This window comes from Muribaculum sp. (assembly GCF_029051885.1).
GTDB lineage: Bacteria > Bacteroidota > Bacteroidia > Bacteroidales > Muribaculaceae > Muribaculum.
Genome location: NZ_JAIDKI010000122.1, coordinates 1 through 4124, shown reverse-complemented (window position 1 = coordinate 4124; position 4124 = coordinate 1). Strand labels below are relative to the sequence as shown.

The 4124-nt window shown below is 43.3% G+C and carries 2 protein-coding genes and 1 pseudogene; all 3 read right to left on the bottom strand.

The window, feature by feature from the left end:
- Positions 1 to 23: 23 nt before the first annotated feature.
- Positions 24 to 1676: an AMP-binding protein gene (locus K2I50_RS05335; RefSeq protein WP_301025180.1), complete on the bottom strand. Its 1653-nt coding sequence runs from the start codon at positions 1674 to 1676 to the stop codon at positions 24 to 26.
- Positions 1677 to 1894: 218 nt separating this feature from the next.
- A pseudogene (locus tag K2I50_RS05330) lies at positions 1895 to 2299 on the bottom strand (hypothetical protein); the annotation flags it as partial.
- Positions 2300 to 2957: 658 nt separating this feature from the next.
- The coding region (locus K2I50_RS05325) for a hypothetical protein (RefSeq protein WP_301025179.1) at positions 2958 to 4124 on the bottom strand (1167 nt) is incomplete at its 5' end.

Sequence of the window (4124 nt, the reverse complement as noted above, 5' to 3'; positions counted from 1 at the left end):
AACCGTCCTCTCAGCTGATTTGTTTATTTGCCTTTGTGATAAAGATAGTGCTTGCTGGAACGTTTGGGCGTTTTTTCAAACTCCTGATAGCGCATTCTGACCTTGGCAATCTGGGAGTATGCCGGGAGTTCCTTATTGAGCTGATTGATATTGTCATTCATCAGTTTCTCAAGATCCGAAACCGCAATACCCTCCTTGGTGGCAAGGTCGAGATCGGGATAAATCAAAGCCTCGAGTTTACCATTATCCTCGATGACAATCGACTCGCTTACCAGGGGAAGATTATTAATCTTCTGCTCGATTTCCTCAGGATAGATATTCTGACCCGACGGACCGAGAATCATGTTCTTGTTACGCCCGCGGATATAGAGAAATCCGTCGGAATCCATCGTACACAAGTCGCCGGTATTCATCCAGCCATCCTTCATTACAGCCTCGGTAGCTTCCTTATTCTTGTAATATCCCTTCATTACATTCTGTCCGCGCACCCACAATTCGCCGGGCACATTGGCCGGATCAGGCGAATCGATACGCCCCTCCATTCTGTCAACTATACGGCCGCATGAGGCCGGGCGTTGTTCCTGCCATGGTGCATATGTCACCAGCGGTGCACACTCAGTCATGCCGTATCCTACAGTAAACGGGAAACTGATTTTACGCAGGAATGTCTCGACATCCTTATTCAATCCTGCTCCACCGATAATAATCTGGAGCAGATTTCCACCAAAAGCATCGAGCAACCCCTTACGGATACGCGCTTCCAGACGCTCGTCGACAAACGGCACTTTCATAAGCACCTTCATAATAGGCTTGTCAAGCATCGGAAATACCTTGGTCTTGACTATCTTCTCAATAATGAGAGGTACGGTAATAATCAGTTTTGGTTTTACCGTAGCAAATGCCTCAAGAATCACTCTCGGCGATGGTACACGTGTAAGGAAATACACATGAGCACCTTTGGCAAGCGGCAACAGGAGTTCTACCATAAGCCCGTACATATGGGCAAGCGGCAACATGCATACCATACCGTCGCCAGGTTTGATAAACGGGATGCCGTCGACACAGAATTGCAGATTGCTCCACAGGTTTCCGTAGGTAATCATCACCCCCTTAGAAAAGCCCATTGAGCCGGATGTGTAGTTAATCAGAGCCAGGTCATCCGCTATATGAGCAGGATATACCACATCCTCCGGAGTAAAACGCTCGGGATATTTCTTGCCAAACAGCTCGTTGAGCCGCTTCCTGGCATTGGTCAGCTTTTCACTGCGTGAAAGCAGCAGTGAGAAGTCTTGCAGACGCAATACCCCGACGAGATTTTTTATCATGGCAGGGTCAAGATTCTCCCATATCGAATCGTCGGTATACAGGAGTTTTGCCTCACAATGATTTACAAGATGGTGGATATTGTCGGCCTTGAACTCATGCAGAATGGGCACCGCGATTGCACCATATGTGACTGTAGCGATAAAGGCCACAGCCCATTGGGATGAATTGCGTCCGCACAGGGCTACCTTATCACCGCTCTTTATACCGGCATGTTCATAGAGAAGATGCAGTTTTTCAACTTTGCGGGCAATATCGCGATACTGGTACGAGACACCGTTGAAATCGGTCAGAGCAAGGTCTTCCCAATATGTGCGCACAGAGTGCTGGAGATATTCGCTAAATGTTTTCATATTCTAAATTCGATGCTGTTATATCCGACTATTTCAGACAGGACACTAATGCACTAAATAGTATACCTAACGTCTAAAACTCTCATATATAACGAATATGGCAATCTTATTGTTGACTGCCATATTATTCAGCATGTAAATTTAGTTAATTTTTTTCAGCCCTCCAATTCTGTGACATTGACATTGAGCAGGAGTCTTTTGTTGAAAAGCTAACGGTGCTAAAAATCCTCAAACAGCTTTTTATAATTAATATGAAATGTATAACCTATGGTGACATTAAGGCTTGCAGCATTCATACGCGCTTTTGTACCCCTATGACTGTAAGGAGGGATAATATCGGAACCTCCGCTTATACCAAGGTAAACAGACTTGATATTTAATCCGGCGCCTATCTGCCAAGCGACTTGCCAACGATGCCATACACCATTTTCGCCCATATCGGACACCGACAGCAAATTATATGTATGGCTGACATCCAAACCCGGTAGAGAAGAATTACTGGCGGAGACTTTTGACTTATAGTACAGATTACATTTGCCTGCAACTCCGGCAAACACCGACAGTGACAGTTTATCATCCAACGGCAGACGATACACCAGATTTAAAGGTACTTTAAGGTAACAATTAGTAAATTCTGATTCAGGACATTACCCTCTGTATCCCTTATCGACTCAGCATTACCCATCGAAGCGCTGACACCAATTCCAGTCTCGATAAATGTGCGCTCCTGAAACTGAAAGCCATGAACAAAATTAAAATATCCACCATGCAATTGTATGGCATCGTCTGTAGCGGGAAAGTCCCGGTTAGGAGTAAGGAATGAGCATTCATACGAGGCCGACACACGGTCGTAATCCTCAGAATGCGCCATACATGTTCCCATTGCCGCGACTATAAAAGTCAATATTGTCTTTCTCATAAGTACATTTTATACAAGTGGAATAATTGGTATACAGCACATTTAAATATAAACGTGCCCATAAATGCATTAAAATGTTATATTAATTCCAACCTATTAACTACAAAACCTCAAAATATGCTTATTTTTTTGTGACTCAACTATATTCTGAGGCAATTCAACACCGAAGTGCGACACCACTGTTGTCATATGAAAGCAGAGGTGTATCCATATATATTTATACCTGGCTTAGCCTGCGCGCCTGATTAAAAGTTATAACCTACACTGAGCTTTACATTCTCAGAATTGATTTTAGGCTTATAATCGCCTTCGCTATAGCCGAAAGCAGGAATGAAGTCGACGATACCGTTTAGACCCACATATTAGCTTTTGAAAGCGGCGATTACTTTCTCGTAGTCATCACCTAATATGTCTTTTGTAAATCTCTGACCTAAATAATCTTTCGACACGATGAATCGGTCATCATTCCACATTGTACCGAGAAAGTTCTGCCAAGTCTTCACATTGCGAGGAACGATGAATATCGTATCATGGTTGTTATGCAGAATATACTGAATGAGCTGCTTGGTATATTTCTGCGATGGCAAAAGTGTCCCGCCTTTAAATGCCTTATATTTTTCGGACGAATATCCCAGATATTCTATTACAGCGAAACGGTCCAGCACATTATCTATTGTTAAGCCAATCTTATCGCTGACAAATGCCTTTTCAAGTCTATCTATCCAATACCAGCTTTGATGCAGATTGGCAAGGTCTCGATATGTTACATTAGGACTCCCTATGTCATCCGGCAAAAAACTATGACAATCAAAGGTAAGCATAGAACGCAAATGAATGGCGTAGCCCTCCACTAAACCTACCGGTAAACTCATCATGATTTTGCCGATTACTGATTCCCGTTCTACATAGCCGGGATTGAGGCTAAGCACAATGACTTTTGCCTCCAGCGGATTGCCGTACCAAGGATATGCCGGGACATTTAGACGATATTTATGCTCCTGTTTAGCCGTGAGATTGAATGCATCAATCATTTCTTTGTCATTCTCGCAAACATATTCTTCTGTTTCGTTGTATAGGAAATCGCTACCAACATATTGGTTGGCTACTGCTTTCCATGGATTTGTTTTACGAATATCTTCTTCGGTCATATTGAGTGGATCTTTAAGATAATGGGGGTGATAGTTACAAGTCGGTTTGTGATAATATATGGCTACACTTGTAAATAGCTCATCAATTAAGTCATCTAGAGATTTATTCCAGAACATCTGCGCTACAAACTCCGTATGGCTGCCCCATAATTCAGCAAGTAGAATATAGATAGAATGTCGAACATCGTCCTTTGAAACAGACGGATGATTCAGATATGTGCTGTGTATGTCAGCGCGGATGTCGTAGCCCTGCATGAGGAGATAGCCGATGTCAAGCAATTTCTGATGATTGGATATGTCACCAAATTCGTGTGCAAGCCAGTCGAAATACACCCGCTCGGCATGAGGAAAGCCAAGTTCTCCATACGCTCGGTATAGTCT